This window comes from Catalinimonas locisalis (assembly GCF_038039535.1).
GTDB lineage: Bacteria > Bacteroidota > Bacteroidia > Cytophagales > Cyclobacteriaceae > Catalinimonas.
Window position 1 is genome coordinate 28,856 of the sequence record NZ_JBBPHP010000038.1, and the last position, 13,281, is coordinate 42,136.

Sequence of the window (13,281 nt, forward strand, 5' to 3'; positions counted from 1 at the left end):
GCCACTCCTGAACGAAAGGTTAATACATAAAACCGTTAAGTTTAATTAACATTAACGCTTCAAGGGGTAGGAGAGGAGTTGGTTAACATATAAGCGATTATTGAACCTTTGAGTGAAAGTTCTAGAATATCAGTATTCTCTATTTAAAAAAATAACCGCATCCTGCTCATTCAGATACGGTTATAATGTTTAACTCTTTTATTTATCACATCTTTAATTCAGAGGTCTGTAAGTCTTGTACAAAAGGCTGGTTGTAAAAACGCTTGCCTGTGGCTTTGTACAAAGCATTGGCTACTGCAGCAAAGACCGGCGGAAATAAAGGCTCTCCCAGACCAGTAGGATCATGCTCGTTTTGCACGAAATGTACTTCAATGGAGTTTGGAGCCTCTTTCTGGCGGATCATGCGATACTGGTCAAAGTTCTTCTTCTGAGGTACGCCATCTATAAAAGTCAACTCACCAAAGAAAGCGTTGCCAATACCATCCACGATAGCACCTTCGCCCATGTTTTTAGCAGCATCAGGGTTGACGACGATACCGCAGTCTACCGCTGCATATACTTTATCCACCTTGGGCATGTTGTCGTCCATCTTCAGATCCAGCACTTCAGCTACGTAGCTGTTGTGGCAGAAGTAAGCCGATACGCCACGGTGTACACCAGCAGGCTTTTCATCCCATTTAGACTTTTCCTTCACCAGTTTCAAGACTCCGGCATAGCGTTCAGGATCATAGTCATTGTTCTCACCCACCGGATTGTTCTTGGCTCTCTCTAAAAGCTCAAGCCGGAAGTCTATGGGGTCTTTGCCCATAGCTTCTGCCAATTCATCCATAAAAGATTGCTCGGCTCCGGCAATGAAATTGGAACGAGGAGCGCGGAAGGCTCCAATGGTAATATTTGAGTTGAGTGCCCATCCTTCTGCCAGATAATTGTCTAGCGCGCCTGCCGGAAAGCGATTGGCATGCACGGCATGTTCGGGTATCCCTCCGCCTTTGACGTGGAAGGCTATCAGATTGTTATTTTCATCCAAAGCTGCCCGGTAGGTAGCTGTGTAGGTAGGTCGGTAGATGCCATAGCTCATGTCATCTTCTCGGGTATAGATCATCTTGACAGGGGCCTTTACTTTTTGGGAAATGAGCGCTGCCTCTACCATATGATGCCCGTATGCTCGCTGACCAAATCCTCCTCCCATCCTGGCCAGGTTGATCTGTATATTTTCCCGGGGCATTTTCAAACAGGCGGAGATGGCCTGCATGGTAAATTCCGGTGCCTGGGTAGGACCGTAGACCTCTGCCTTGTCAGCAGTAACATTTGCGAAGCAGTTCATCGGCTCCATACAGTTGTGCGCCAGGTAAGGGGCATTGTAGGTGCGTTCAATGACTTTGGCAGCCTTTTGAAAAGCTCCCTCCGGATCGCCATCCCTTCTAAGTTCCTGTGCTTTCTTCTTGGCCATTTCTTCCATTTGTGCTTTATGCCCGTCGGTACTTTCTATACCGCCGGGAATCAGGATGGTCTCTTTACCACGCCATCCGGCTACTACAACCTCTTTGTCAGGAGCTTCTTCCCACTCTGCTTTCAAGGCTTTCTTGGCATTCATCACTTCCCAGGTAGTATTGCCTACAATGGCCACCAGTTCGGTGAATGATGTGGTATCAAAACCGTTTCTCTCGTAATCATCGGGAAGGGTTTCAAAGACAAACACATCGCGGATTCCGGGCATGGATTTGACCGCTTCAGTATCTGCAGATTTTACTTTCAGACCAAAGGCAGGCGGATGGGTAATCATGGCAATGAGCATGCCTTCCTCATCACGATCCATAGCAAACATGGGCTTGCCGGTGACAATGTTTTGCCCTTCTACATTTTTCTTGGAATGACCTATGATGTTAAAATGCTTAATATCTTTTAATTCAACTTCTTCGGGTACATCCAGTGTTGCTGCCAAAGAGGCTACTTCACCATAGCCTGCTTCTTTACCACTTGCTTTATGCTGTAATGTACCTGCTTGGGTAGTGATTTCTTCAGCAGGCACCTTCCAGTTCTGGGCAGCAGCCATCACCAGCATTTGTCGGGCAGTAGCTCCTGCGGTGCGTAATGGTGTCCACCCCTGACGAATGCCCTGGCTACCTCCGGTAAACTGACGGTCAAAGCGTTCGGGATAAAAATTGGCTTGTTCCACAATGACATTTTTCCAGTCAATGTCCAGTTCATCGGCCAGGATCATGGGCATGGAAGTTTTGACATTGGAGCCAAATTCAGGGTTAGGTGACATTAAAGTTACCACGCCATTATCTCCGATTTTGATATAGCTGTTGAGTTCAAACCATTCTTCGGGCATGGCCAAGGTCTCTTCCTCCGTAGGATTACATCCGGCCAGCCAGCTAAAGCTCAGCATCATGCCTCCACCTGCCAGGGCTGAAGCCTTCATGAAAGATCTTCTATTCATATTTGTATTTACGCGTGTCATGAGCTAAAAGGGTTAAGTAGTTTAAGATTTTGCCGCAGTTTTCACTGCAGCTTTGATGCGCAGGTAAGTACCGCAGCGACAGATATTGCCATTCATGGCCGACTCTATTTCCTCATCGCTGGGATTAGCGTTCTTTTCCAAAAGGGCAGCGGCTGTCATGATTTGACCGGCCTGGCAATAGCCACACTGAGGGACATCATGCTCCAGCCATGCCTTCTGTACCGGATGATCTCCTTTTTCAGAAAGCCCTTCTATGGTAGTCACTTTCTGTTCGCCTACTGCTGAAACCGGGAGTTGGCAGGAGCGAACGGCTGTTCCGTTGAGGTGAATGGTACAGGCTCCACATTGTGCGATACCACAGCCATATTTGGTGCCTACCAGCTTGAGATGGTCTCTTAGCACCCACAGCATAGGAGTGGCTGGGTCAGCATCTATCTGCTGTTGTTTTCCGTTGATAGTGAGTTTAAAAGTCGCCATGGTGATAAATCAGATTTAAAGAGTTATATCAAAAATTATTATGTCAAATATAAAAGCCTTGTGATTTTTAAGAATATATGAACTAAACCACCCTAATGTATAATAGAGAAGAAAGCCTCTTTTATCTAGCCCTGGATGTTTTGATTACTTACAGTAGAGCCTCCTTAAAAACCTGGTCACTTGTATTATCCCGATGATGAATAGGGCCTGGTCGGAATTTTAAATATCCGGCTTCTCTTCGCGTAAACCTTCCCATAATTTCAGCGATGATGGCAATGGCTATTTCTTCAGGAGTTTCTGCCCCTATGTCTAGTCCAATGGGAGCATGAATCCGATCCCAATCCTTTTCTGATAGTTGAAGATTTTGATCGGCAAAGTCCTTCAATATTTTGTCAAAGCGCTTTCTAGGGCCAAGTATACCAATGTAGGGCGTTTCAGAGGGTAGTATTTTCTTCAACACATCCCTGTCGTATTCATAGTTATGTGACATGAGTACGCAAGCAGTGTTAGCGCTGATCTGAAAATCTCGATCAATGAATTCCCTGTTGCATAAGGATAGGTTATCCGCGTCAGGAAAGAATAAGGGTGCAATATGTGCTACACATTCATCGGTAACCGTAACTGACCAACCTAGTTTCTTACCCATTTCACTAAGCGGTCTGGCATCAAAGCCCCCTCCAAAGATCATCAGCTGGATAGGGGGTTGTATCAGTTCAATAAACACTTCACAGGGTTCTCCCTCAACTTCATATGTTTTTGCACTAGATCGCTTATTTTCCATGGATTCCCATAAATCCTGTTCAATTATCTCTGACAGGACTTCATGATGAATCGTCTGGGTATTCAATAAAGCTTTTTGCAAGTATATTTTTTTCCCAATCATATCTGGACTCCCGTTGAAAATAGTAGCCAGAGAAGCTGCTTCATTCTCTTGCAGTATTCGCTCAAAAAGAAATACAGGATTGTTTTTATCAACCGGGTCAATCGCTTCAAACAAAACATCTATTACTCCATTACAACCCAGATTAATCTTGAAAATGCTATTTTCATCATCTCTGGTATCATAGGTAACCGTAATTGCTTGTTTATCCGCCATCACTTTACGCGCTTTACGCAGAGCATCTCCTTCCAGACAACCGCCGCTGATGGAGCCTGTCCATCTGCCATCATCAGTAATCAGCATGCGTGCTCCCGGGCTACGATAGGATGAACCCTTTACCCTTACTACAGTGGCTAGAGCAGCTTTATGTTTACTAAAGTCTACTTTTTTATATGCTTCGCAGATGGCCTTAATCTCTTTCATACAAATTTTCTTTGTTAACCTTCAAGCTATCCATTTCTGCTCAGGGACCGGAAGCTAATGATCAGCTACAATTACCCTAATGTGTATCTCTCAATTATTATGGAGCATCCTGTATTTGTTGGGAGAGTGTCCCACTCGTTCTTTAAAGAAGCGCGTAAAGTGCTGAGGATATTTAAAGCCTAATTCATAAGCGATTTCATTGACTGTTTTGTTGGGGCCAAATATCTTTTCTTTGGCTACCTCAATCAACTTTGATTGTATGTAATCCTGGGCAGATTGGCCGGTTTCTTTTTTTACCAGGTCCCCAAAATAGTTAGGGGATAGGTTCAATTCTCCGGCACACCAGGCTACGGAAGGCAAGCCAAGTCTCTGGGCTTTATCTGTCTGAAAATAGTCGTTTAACAAATGCTCAAACCCTTCCAAAATGCCCGTATGAACATGATCACGCGTAGTAAACTGACGTTCATAAAAACGGACACAATAATTCAAAAACAACTCAATATTATCTACAATGAGTTTTTTACTGTGCTTATCTATGGCATGGTCTAACTCATACTCAATCTTGGAAAAACAATCCAATACAATTTTCCTTTCACGCTCGGATACATGAAGGGCTTCATTAGATTGGTAGCCGAAGAAGGTATACTCTTGTATATGCCGGCCAAGGGAAGTACCATGTATCAGATCAGGATGAAAGATCAGAGCGAGGCCTTTGGGCTGGTACGTCTCACCTTTGTTTTCAACAGTCACTACCTGTCCGGGTGCAATAAACACCAATGTGCCTTCCTGATAATCGTAGGTATGCCGGCCATAGCGCAGATTACCGCAGTTCACTTGTTTTAAAAAGACAGTATAAAACCCAAAATACATATTGGAGGCTTGTCTTGGACTTGCCTTGGACACATCCACTACGCTCACTAGAGGGTGCAGCGTTTCATTGTTATTGAATACGTTGTAGTCGTTTATGGTCTCAAAACGTCTTAATTCCATTTTATTGATTTTTTAGCTTATCCAAATTACGCATTTATACTCTTCTTAACAGATGTACACCTTCAAATCAGTAATGATGGTAGAAATATCAGTAATCCATATACCATAAAGGATAAAAAATGATAAGAGTTTTGCATAAACAACAAAGTTAAATGATGCAAAAGCGAGTATTAGGAAAAAGTCGTGGGGCTAAAAATAGCCTTGAAGTATCAGCCCTGGGCCTTGGCTGCATGGGGCTAAGCTTTGGCTATGGTCCTGCAACAGAAAAACAAGAGGCTATTAAACTCATTCGGTCTGCCTATGATCAAGGCATCACCTTCTTTGATACCGCTGAGGCTTACGGGCCATTTACGAATGAAGAATTGCTGGGCGAAGCCCTAGAGTCGTTTCGAAAGGAAGTAGTGATTGCCACCAAATTTGGATTCAAAGAAGGCAAGCCATCGCTAGGCCTGGATAGCCGACCTTCAACTATAAGAGCGGTTGCCGATGCATCGCTGAAACGCTTGAAAACCGATGTCATTGACTTGTTTTATCAGCATCGGGTAGATCCCAATGTGCCCATTGAAGAGGTAGCTGGCACGGTGAAAGAGTTGATCCAGGAGGGAAAAGTGAAACACTTTGGTCTATCAGAAGCGGGCGTTCAAACCATTCGTAAAGCCCATGCGGTGCAAGCTGTTACAGCCTTGCAAAGTGAATATTCACTGTGGTGGAAAGAACCTGAACAGAAAATACTACCCACGCTGGAAGAATTGGGAATTGGCTTTGTGCCATTCAGTCCATTAGGAAAAGGATTTTTGACTGGAGCTATCAAGCAGGATACCAAATTTGACCAATCAGACTTTCGCAATATTGTTCCTCGCTTTTCTGAAGAGAACCGAAAAGTCAATCAGGCTTTGGTTGGTTTACTGGGTAAGATGGCAGACGAAAGGAATGCTACTGCTGCTCAGATTGCGCTGGCTTGGCTATTAGCACAAAAGCCGTGGATTGTTCCGATTCCTGGTACTACCAAGTTGCACCGTCTGGAAGAGAATGTTGGCGCATCAGATATATTACTTGATGCTGATGAGCTGAAAGAAATCAATGAAGCCGTGGCAAAGGTTGAAATACAGGGGGCTCGTTATCCTGAACAGATGCAAAATATGGTGGAGCGTTAAAATACATCAGCTATGAAAAAGCACAAAAATCTTCAAGCTGGCTGAGTCAGCTCTAATTGACCAATGAGTATCAAAAAAATTAATCAATAGAAATAAACACAACATAACCATCATCAAAATGAAAAGATCAACGATCGGACTATTATTTATCATCATGAGTGCGCAAATGTCCTTCGCACAAAATGCTACCACCGAACAGGAACTTAAGGAGCTCTCAAAACAAAAGTGGCAGTGGATGGCAGACAAAAATGTGGATGCGCTGACAGACCTCTTCCATGATAAGTCAAAATTCGTTCATATGAGTGGAACCTGGAAAAAAGACAGAGAGCTTGAGATTATTGAAACAGGGAGTATTTGGTATAAGAATGCGGAAGTACATGATGTTGCTGTAGAATTTTTTGACGACACGGCCATCCTTTGGAACCGCATTACGCTACAGGCGGTGGTTAGGGGGAATGAAGTGTCAAATGAGTTTACGGTGACCGAAATTTACCAAAAACAGGATGAGGACTGGAAGTTGTTAGACCTCACATTTAGCAGTGTGCGAGATACCCATAGCATTGAAAAGTAGTAGTAGCTATACAATTTGTCGTTGTGCCATCACTTCTTCATTGACTCTAACCGGAGTCATGGCACAACGGCTAAGAAAAACCTATTTCTGATATAGGAATTCATTAATGAAAAATGATGAACATGAAATCTTCAATTTTAGGATTGATACTCACTCTTATAGGAGCGCAAATTTCCTTTGCACAAAATACTTCTGCCGAACAGGAAATCATTAATCTCTCCAAAGAAAAATGGCAGTGGATGGCTGATAAAGATGTAGATAAGCTGACTGATCTGTTTCATGAAAAGGCAGAGTTTGTCCATATGGGAGGTAGTTGGGGTACCGAGCAGGAACTTGGCATTATTGAGAATGGAGGAATCTGGTACAAGAAAGCGGACATCCATGAAGTATCCGTGAATATCATAGATAATACCGCCATCCTGTTAAACAGAATTGATCTGCTGGCCGAAGTGGGTGGCAATGAAGTCACGAATCCTTTTGAAGTTACGGAAGTCTATGTAAAACAAAATGGTAGCTGGAAATTAGGTTCGCTATCGTTTACCAGACTCATGAGCAGGCCCGAAGAATAATCATTTATAATCACCCATTTTTATGACTCAGCTATTGATAGCATTTTTTCTTTTGATTGGGGCTTGTTCTTCCGCCCAAACGGAGGATATAAACACCAAAACGGATACTGTTTTTGATCCCGACAAAGTATTGATTGTCTATTTATCCCGCACCAATAACACCAAGGCCATCGCTAAAATGATACATAAAAAGGTGGGTGGAACATTGGTAGCACTAGAATTAGAAACACCCTATCCCGAAGATTATGATGCCATTGTAACTCAGGTAGCTGAGGAAAATGAAAGCGGGTTCTTGCCGCCTTTGAAAACTAGGGTTGAGATAGGCAGATACGATACCATCTTCCTAGGTTTTCCCACCTGGGGAATGCAGTTACCTCCGCCCATGAAAAGTTTTTTGCATCAGTATGATCTGAGTGGAAAAACTGTCATTCCCTTCAACACCAATGCCGGATATGGTGTAGGAAGTAGCTTTGAAACGGTAGAGGAATTGTGCCCTGATGCTAATCTTCTGGAAGGCTTTTCCATCAAAGGAGGCATAGAGCGAGATGGCATTTTATTCGTGATGGAAGGCGAAAAAGCAGAAGAAGCAGAACAGGAATTGACGGAATGGTTGCAAGAAATTGAAATGATCCAATAGTAGAATTCAACTCCAATAAAATGATACATCAAAGCCCCGCTATTAAGACTAAAGCACCTATACTTATTTCTCTTTTGAGCTTAGTATTCATGATGTTTGGGGCTTTTTCCGCTTCAGCGCAGCAGGAAAATTTAGCTGAGAGCCGCCCCATGATACGTATTGCAGAAATTGAAATAGATCCTGCTTATCTGGAAGAATATAAAGCTATACTGGCAGAAGAAGCGGCTGCATCTGTCAAACTGGAACCAGGCGTCATTACCATCTTCCCGATGTACCAGAAAGAAAATCCAACGCAGATAAGAATTCTAGAAATCTATGCCAGCAAAGCAGCTTACGAGCTACACTTAAAAACACCCCACTTTCAAAAGTACAAAACCACTACGCTGGACATGGTAAAGTCATTAAAGCTGGTAGATATGGAAGCCATAGATAGAACAACAATGCCCATGATATTCAAAAAATTAGAAGAAAATCAATGATGCACACAGAAAACAAACATATTTCAAAAGTCTTCGCGGCAATCATTTTATTGTTTGTGGGCTGTCAGTCTGGTGGCGAATCCAACATGTATCGTACATGGTCGGCCTATAAAGGAGACGCGCACAGTAGTAGCTACATATCTTTAGACCAGATCAATCTCTCTAATGTGAGCACTTTAGAAAACGCCTGGACATTTCAAATGAGCGATTTGGCAGATGGGGAGGAGCCTACATCAAGTCAAAGTAACCCAATCATCGTTGATGGTATCATGTATGCCAACTCTGGTAAACAGACTGTATATGCGATTGATGCACTTACTGGCGAAGGAATCTGGTCATGTAAGACATTAGAAGAAGGTCAGCCCAGTGCTGCCAGCAGAGGAGTGACTTATTGGGAAAATGGAGAGGATAAAAGAATCTTGTACACTGCTGGTAATTCATTGATTGCCATTGATGCAAAAACGGGGAAGATAATTCCTTCCTTTGGAACTAATGGTAGGGTAAGCCTTAATGAAGGCGTAAGAGATGAGCCCGAAGAAATTTCGGTTACCAACACTACTCCCGGAAGAATATTCAAAGACTTAATCATTCTGGGCTCCAGACTGCCGGATTTTTACGGAGCTCCTCCGGGATATATCAGGGCTTACAACTGCAAAACAGGGGAGTTGGTATGGACCTTTCATACCATCCCTCATCCAGGTGAGCCTGGTTATGAAACCTGGCCACCAGATGCTTATACATATGCAGGGGGCGTTAACTGCTGGGCAGGGATGAGTATTGACAAGGAGAGAGGTATGGTCTTTCTGGCTCTGGGGTCTCCCTCTTATGATTTTTATGGAGCAGATAGATTAGGAGAAAACCTTTATGGTAATTGTGTCTTAGCATTAGATGCAGCTACCGGCCAGTACAAATGGCACTATCAGACAGTGCACCATGATGTATGGGATTATGACTTACCTGCTCCACCTAATTTGGTAACCCTCAAAAAAGATGGGAAGGCCATTGAAGCAGTAGCACAAATAACCAAACATGGTTTTGTTTTTATACTTGACCGTGACACGGGTGAACCTGTCTATCCGATTGAAGAGCGACAAGTGCCTGCTTCAAATCTACCGGGTGAAGAGACCTGGCCTACACAACCTTTTCCCACGAAGCCCAAAGCCTTTGTAAAACAGTTTATGACTGAGGAGGATTTGAACCGTTATTCTGATGAAGACTACAACCCCATTCTGGAGCAATTCAGATCAGTAAGGTATGAAGGACTATATACTCCACCAGACTTAAAAGGGACGTTATCTCTCCCAGCTACCCGGGGAGGAGGGAATTGGGGAGGAGCGGCTTTTGACCCCAGCACTAGCTACCTCTACATCAGAGGTAATAATTTACCAGAAATTCAAACCATTGTAGATATAGACAAGCATTTTGCTGCCAGGGATAATTCTGTTTTTGAAAGAGGAAGAGTGGTTTACCAACAACACTGTGCATCATGTCATGGGCCTGAAAAAGAAGGAAACACGCCTGACTTTCCTTCACTGGCAAACCTGAAAGACAAAATGGATGAAGAGGAAGCACTAGAAAAAGTAAGGATGGGTGGGGGAAAGATGCCCGGCTATAAAGGTGTCTTATCTGACTCCGAAGAAGGAGCAATCATAGCGTTTCTATATGACAAAACCGGCCAGGAAGCCCAAGCTTCTGAAGAAAGTAAGGATACTACGAAAGCTGTGCGGTATGGAAATATCACGCCTTACAGAACTTGGTCTGGTCCGAGCGGAAACCCGGCGATGAAACCTCCGTGGGGAACATTGAATGCACTGAATCTTTCTACCGGAGAATATGAATGGCAAATACCCTTAGGAAATGACGAAAAATTGCAAGCAATACTGGGTGAGCAAACCGGTCTGTTAGGTCGCTCAGGCCCCATGGTTACAGCCGGTGGACTGGTCTTTATCAGTGGAGCGGAGGATCAAAAATTATGGGCATTTGATAAGAAAACGGGCAATTTGGTTTGGGAGACTACCTTACCTGCTGCTAATAACGCCAATGTTTGTTCCTATTCCATAAACGGAAAACAGTTTGTTGCCCTATCAGTGGGTGGTACAGAAGAAAACCCTTCCGGTTCCATCATGGCCTTTGCCTTGCCACAGTAGCTTTTTTTATTGATTTTATAATAAAATGAATGAGCTGATATTATAGAATCTCAAGTAAATATCACAGAAAAAGTAATTGTCATTGGTAATTATAATTAAAATAGAAGATACTATGAGGCGTAAAAATTTAATAAGGTGGATGCTACTCTCTTTTTTAGTAGGAATATTCCATTTTTCAATTGCTCAAAACAGGAATATGCAGGATGCTTCAAGTAACAACCAAACCTTAGATGCGAAGCAACAAAGTATTGTAACCATCGCTGCATTTACAGCCCTGGGTGATCTGGAGCAACTACAAAATGCCTTAAACAATGGGTTGGATGCTGGCCTTACGATAAATGAAAGCAAAGAAGTACTGGTACATCTGTATGCCTATTGCGGCTTTCCCCGCAGTATTCGCGGATTGCAAACTATGATGACGGTGGTGGAAAACCGTCAGGCAAAGGGTATTCAAGATGAAGTAGGCAGAGAGGCATCTCCTCAGGATGAGGGTGAAGATAAGTATGAAAAAGGTAAAAAGGTTCTGGAAGAACTTGTCGGCAGGCAGCTAGACGGGCCAAAAACGGGTTATGCTGCTTTTAGCCCTATCATTGAGGTATTTTTAAAAGAACACTTATTCGCTGATATTTTTGGACGAGATATCCTTACTTACCAGCAGAGAGAGATCGCAACCCTATCTGCTCTGCTCAGTCTGGGAGGTGTGGAGCCTATGGCACAAGGTCATATGGGCATCGCACTCAACATTGGTATTTCCGAAAAGCAACTGGAGCAACTACTGTCCATCATAGAGTCAAATGTAGGTCAGGCACAAGCAGAGGCTGGCAGAGAGATTTTGTCCCAAGTACTGTCTTCCAGGGAATAATCTGCATTCAACTTTTCATTAAACACAAAATCATGAATAAGATAACGAATTTGGTATTGGTTGTTTTTTGCTGCACTCTTGTTTCCTGTGGAAATGCTGATGACCAGGATAACAATAGCATTAGTACCGAACAAGAAACATTGATTTTTCCTAGAGGTGAAAAAATCACCAACAGCAACTTTGTAGGTAATGCCTGGTTAACTTGGTTAGTTCAGGCAGATAGCATCAATGAAAATTCGGTGGGCAGTGTTACCTTTGAACCAGGGGCAAGAACAAACTGGCATTTACATCCAACAGGACAGATTATTTTAGCTACTGGAGGTGTAGGTTATTATCAGGAGGAGGGCAGCCCGAAGCGAATTCTTAAAAAAGGAGATGCGGTCAAATGTCCACCTAATGTTCCCCATTGGCATGGAGCAAGTCTGGATCAGGAGTTTATTCAAATTGCAATTACCAGCAGACAAAATGGGCCTACCGAGTGGCTGCAGGCAGTCACTGATGAGGAATATTCACAATGAATATTAATGTATTAATTTACAACACTCTATGCTAAATAGATTTTGGTTTAGGTAGCATAGCCTATATGTATGTTTTTCTCGTCATCATGTCGTTCCAGGTAAGCTATGATCATGGGGCTTTCTTTTCTGGTGGGTTTTCACGAACGATCTTGTAAAGGGTAGACTTAGAGATATGGAACATCTCCAGAATTTCTGCAATACTATGATCTTTATCGTGGTAAAGTTTAACAAGCAATTTCTGTTTCTTTTTATCCAGGGCAGGAGGGCGGCCACCCATTCTGCCGCGAGCTCTTGCTGACAATAAGCCAGCCTGAGTTCTTTCCCGGATCAAGTTACGCTCAAACTCCGCTAAAGCCCCGAACATGTGAAAGATGAGTTTTCCTCCGGAAGTAGCGGTATCAATAGATTCTTGCAAACTCTTAAAAGCAATACCTTCACTTTCCAACCAGGTTACCCATTCAATCAGATTCCGCAAGGTTCTTCCGAGACGATCTAGTCTCCAAACCACCAAAGTATCTCCTGATCTGAGCTGCTCTTTTAGTTTAGCTAGTCCAGGTCGTTCTGCTCGGGCTCCGGAGATCGTATCTTCAAAGATGCGTTCGCACCCCGCTTTTTGTAAAGCATCTTTTTGCAAGTTGAGATTCTGATCCACAGTGGAGACACGAGCATATCCAATAAGCATATAAAAATATGATCTTAAAGTTTAGTTCTTCATTAAAGCCGGCAAGTTACAAAGAAGATACTTCAAAAGTACGAAAAGCCTGATCTATAACCAGCTTATCATACTTTGATTTACTAACCGAGTTGTTGCACAATGGGGTAAAAGCAAAAATCGGCTTTGAAGAGCATATGAGCACTTTTAGAAAAACGGGAAAAAGGGTAGGGGAGGTAGTGCGAAAAAGGGACCTTTTTAGCACAACAGACAGATACTTCGTGGTTGGATCATCCGGTAGTATCTTCTCCAAACGCATGATGTGTTGCCAGCCTTATAATGTAATTCGAGAATGGTCGCATCTGCTGAAACTATGAGTCTACGCTAGATCATTTGACTGATACCCCTGTGATAAATTTTGAATTGATAAAGGGCTTCTGGTTGAGCCGGCATAGGGG

The 13,281-nt window shown here is 43.2% G+C and carries 13 protein-coding genes; 8 read left to right on the forward strand and 5 right to left on the reverse strand.

Going from position 1 to position 13,281, the window contains the following annotated elements; genetic code table 11:
• Positions 1–205: 205 nt before the first annotated feature.
• The 4 genes from WJR50_RS27375 to WJR50_RS27390 form a co-directional block, all read right to left on the reverse strand.
• Entirely contained in the window at positions 206–2,464 is a 2,259-nt protein-coding gene (locus WJR50_RS27375; protein WP_341296505.1) for a xanthine dehydrogenase family protein molybdopterin-binding subunit, read from the reverse strand.
• 21 nt (positions 2,465–2,485) lie between these two features.
• Positions 2,486–2,941: a (2Fe-2S)-binding protein gene (locus WJR50_RS27380; protein WP_341296506.1), complete on the reverse strand. Its 456-nt coding sequence runs from the start codon at positions 2,939–2,941 to the stop codon at positions 2,486–2,488.
• 148 nt (positions 2,942–3,089) lie between these two features.
• A complete protein-coding gene (locus WJR50_RS27385; protein ID WP_341296507.1) occupies positions 3,090–4,244 on the reverse strand; it encodes an XdhC family protein in 1,155 nt (384 codons plus the stop codon).
• A gap of 90 nt (positions 4,245–4,334) precedes the next feature.
• Entirely contained in the window at positions 4,335–5,234 is a 900-nt protein-coding gene (locus WJR50_RS27390) for a helix-turn-helix domain-containing protein (protein ID WP_341296508.1), read from the reverse strand.
• 155 nt (positions 5,235–5,389) lie between these two features.
• Here WJR50_RS27390 and WJR50_RS27395 point away from each other — a divergent pair, with 155 nt between their 5' ends.
• The 8 genes from WJR50_RS27395 (at position 5,390) to WJR50_RS27430 (ending at position 12,171) form a co-directional block, all read left to right on the forward strand.
• Complete coding sequence (locus WJR50_RS27395; protein WP_341296534.1) at positions 5,390–6,388, forward strand: aldo/keto reductase; 999 nt, start codon at positions 5,390–5,392, stop codon at positions 6,386–6,388.
• Between the two features lie 118 nt (positions 6,389–6,506).
• A complete protein-coding gene (locus tag WJR50_RS27400; protein WP_341296509.1) occupies positions 6,507–6,959 on the forward strand; it encodes a nuclear transport factor 2 family protein in 453 nt (150 codons plus the stop codon).
• A 122-nt stretch (positions 6,960–7,081) separates the two neighbouring features.
• Positions 7,082–7,528, forward strand: a complete 447-nt coding sequence (locus tag WJR50_RS27405) for a nuclear transport factor 2 family protein (RefSeq protein ID WP_341296510.1) — start codon at positions 7,082–7,084, stop codon at positions 7,526–7,528.
• 22 nt (positions 7,529–7,550) lie between these two features.
• Positions 7,551–8,165: a flavodoxin family protein gene (locus tag WJR50_RS27410; protein ID WP_341296511.1), complete on the forward strand. Its 615-nt coding sequence runs from the start codon at positions 7,551–7,553 to the stop codon at positions 8,163–8,165.
• Between the two features lie 20 nt (positions 8,166–8,185).
• Positions 8,186–8,644: a putative quinol monooxygenase gene (locus WJR50_RS27415; protein ID WP_341296512.1), complete on the forward strand. Its 459-nt coding sequence runs from the start codon at positions 8,186–8,188 to the stop codon at positions 8,642–8,644.
• A complete protein-coding gene (locus WJR50_RS27420) occupies positions 8,641–10,791 on the forward strand; it encodes an outer membrane protein assembly factor BamB family protein (RefSeq protein WP_341296513.1) in 2,151 nt (716 codons plus the stop codon). The genes WJR50_RS27415 and WJR50_RS27420 overlap by 4 nt, the downstream gene beginning before the upstream one ends.
• A 112-nt stretch (positions 10,792–10,903) precedes the next feature.
• A complete protein-coding gene (locus WJR50_RS27425; RefSeq protein ID WP_341296514.1) occupies positions 10,904–11,653 on the forward strand; it encodes a carboxymuconolactone decarboxylase family protein in 750 nt (249 codons plus the stop codon).
• Between the two features lie 32 nt (positions 11,654–11,685).
• Positions 11,686–12,171 (forward strand): cupin domain-containing protein, encoded by a 486-nt coding sequence (locus WJR50_RS27430; protein ID WP_341296515.1) that lies wholly within the window; start codon positions 11,686–11,688, stop codon positions 12,169–12,171.
• A gap of 109 nt (positions 12,172–12,280) precedes the next feature.
• Here the strand turns inward: WJR50_RS27430 and WJR50_RS27435 are convergent, their stop codons facing one another.
• Positions 12,281–12,853, reverse strand: coding sequence for a recombinase family protein (locus WJR50_RS27435; RefSeq protein ID WP_341296516.1), 573 nt, complete (start codon positions 12,851–12,853; stop codon positions 12,281–12,283).
• Between the last annotated feature and the right edge of the window lie 428 nt (positions 12,854–13,281).

Excerpts from the sequence above, each read along its gene's own strand:
- WJR50_RS27375 (WP_341296505.1), bottom strand. The coding sequence starts at position 2,464 with ATGACACGCGTAAATACAAATATGAATAGAAGATCTTTCATGAAGGCT.
- WJR50_RS27380 (WP_341296506.1), bottom strand. The coding sequence starts at position 2,941 with ATGGCGACTTTTAAACTCACTATCAACGGAAAACAACAGCAGATAGAT.
- WJR50_RS27385 (WP_341296507.1), bottom strand. The coding sequence starts at position 4,244 with ATGAAAGAGATTAAGGCCATCTGCGAAGCATATAAAAAAGTAGACTTT.
- WJR50_RS27390 (WP_341296508.1), bottom strand. The coding sequence starts at position 5,234 with ATGGAATTAAGACGTTTTGAGACCATAAACGACTACAACGTATTCAAT.
- WJR50_RS27395 (WP_341296534.1), top strand. The coding sequence starts at position 5,390 with ATGCAAAAGCGAGTATTAGGAAAAAGTCGTGGGGCTAAAAATAGCCTT.
- WJR50_RS27400 (WP_341296509.1), top strand. The coding sequence starts at position 6,507 with ATGAAAAGATCAACGATCGGACTATTATTTATCATCATGAGTGCGCAA.
- WJR50_RS27405 (WP_341296510.1), top strand. The coding sequence starts at position 7,082 with ATGAAATCTTCAATTTTAGGATTGATACTCACTCTTATAGGAGCGCAA.
- WJR50_RS27410 (WP_341296511.1), top strand. The coding sequence starts at position 7,551 with ATGACTCAGCTATTGATAGCATTTTTTCTTTTGATTGGGGCTTGTTCT.
- WJR50_RS27415 (WP_341296512.1), top strand. The coding sequence starts at position 8,186 with ATGATACATCAAAGCCCCGCTATTAAGACTAAAGCACCTATACTTATT.
- WJR50_RS27420 (WP_341296513.1), top strand. The coding sequence starts at position 8,641 with ATGATGCACACAGAAAACAAACATATTTCAAAAGTCTTCGCGGCAATC.
- WJR50_RS27425 (WP_341296514.1), top strand. The coding sequence starts at position 10,904 with ATGAGGCGTAAAAATTTAATAAGGTGGATGCTACTCTCTTTTTTAGTA.
- WJR50_RS27430 (WP_341296515.1), top strand. The coding sequence starts at position 11,686 with ATGAATAAGATAACGAATTTGGTATTGGTTGTTTTTTGCTGCACTCTT.
- WJR50_RS27435 (WP_341296516.1), bottom strand. The coding sequence starts at position 12,853 with ATGCTTATTGGATATGCTCGTGTCTCCACTGTGGATCAGAATCTCAAC.